The sequence below is a fragment of the Methylomonas rosea genome, assembly GCF_024505055.1.
Lineage (GTDB): Bacteria > Pseudomonadota > Gammaproteobacteria > Methylococcales > Methylomonadaceae > Methylomonas > Methylomonas rosea.
In genome coordinates, this window is sequence record NZ_JANIBL010000141.1 from 1 (window position 1) to 1,394 (window position 1,394).

Here is a 1,394-nt window from a genome sequence, read left to right on the forward strand (position 1 = left end):
CTATTTAGCATTTTTGGATAAAAAGATGACATTTCTTAAAAATATATCTGCTCTGGCCCTTTTATCTCTAACAACAAATACAGCCTGGTCTGAACCCGTTTACTTTTGCAAAGTGGAAAGAGTTTATGACGACGATTTTAGCGTTACAGCCAAGATTGTGCATGAGGATTGCTCCGGCGTAGCCTTTCTTTGGTATGCCAAGTCTTACGTCGAGGCGTCCTGCTGGCCAGGCGCCATCGAATTATTGAAGGGTAAATGCGCAGAAAACGAGGTCGGCTCCAAAGACCTTGCAACCGATAAACCGGTAACCGAAACGCAAGAAGACCTGTCCCCACCCGACATAAACCAGACAATAGACGTTCAGAGCCCTGCATTTCAATAAAATCATAGGTCCGCTTACACGACCGATGCGCTTCACTACATTCAGCACATCCCATGGACTGCGATATTTGCCAGTTTCTTTGCTCTGGTTCCCAAACTCCAGTTTGGAAACACCATCTTGAAATCTCCAGCTTTCGTCGGTTTGATCGGGAAGCTAGAGCTTCCAAGGCCCAGTAACCAAGCCAGAGCTTGGTTACCAGCCAAAATATCGCGGTTTTCCTGGTTCCCACGCGGCGCATGGGAACGAGAATCCTACAAGGAGATGGGGTTGCCCCGCATGCCGCGCCGAGCACCGGAGCTTTTGCCGAGAATAGCCCGCAGGGGAGCGGCAGGGATGCCGCTCGTTTTCGGAGGGGCAGGAAGCCCCTTCCGAAAACCCTCGGCAAAAGTGAGGAGCACAGGGAATAAGCGGCATTCGGGTCGCCTTTTCTTTGGATACTTTCTTTTGGCGACACAAAAGAAAGTATCGCGGTTGCCGGTCCGCGAACCGGCGTTAAATCAGGCTTCGCGGTAGCGAATCATTGTTGATGAAAACCAACAATCCCGCATGAGCACAAAACCTGTGCTTACCCTACTTAGCTAAGACCCTAATTAATACCCCAACGGGGTTCTTAGTACTAAAAATTGTAATAATAAAATACCTAGGTATACAGCCAATGCCAGACCAGTCAGCCCTAAAAATATCGAGCCTTGTTTCTGCCAATTTTTCATAATTGGCTGAGGATACATCTCAATTGTCTGAGCTACGCATTGTTCACTACGTGCAGTTATCAAATCGGGTAAGTTCTCGTTAATTGTTAGCAGTTCGCAACCAAGTACCTCATTTGGAGCAAGACTATCGAAAATTAACGTGCATCTACGATCTGGTTCGTTATGCTCCGTATAGTGTCGCGATGGCCAAACGTTGATGCATAATGGCTTCCAATTAAATACAAGTTCAACGTTTTTGGCTGTTTCTTTACCGGTATTTCTAAGTACGATAGATTTAGTTTGAACAGTTTGCGTCGGTGAAA

The 1,394-nt window shown here is 46.8% G+C and carries 2 protein-coding genes; one reads left to right on the plus strand and one right to left on the minus strand.

The genetic code is table 11. The features are described 5' to 3' along the window. A partial coding sequence (locus tag NP589_RS21490) for a hypothetical protein (RefSeq protein WP_256608797.1) occupies window positions 1-382 on the plus strand: 382 nt, incomplete at its 5' end. 590 nt (window positions 383-972) lie between these two features. On the opposite strand, the gene NP589_RS21495 is transcribed toward NP589_RS21490, so the two are convergent. Beyond that, window positions 973-1,394, minus strand: a 422-nt coding sequence (locus tag NP589_RS21495) for a hypothetical protein (protein WP_256608798.1), incomplete at its 5' end; no start/stop codon positions are given.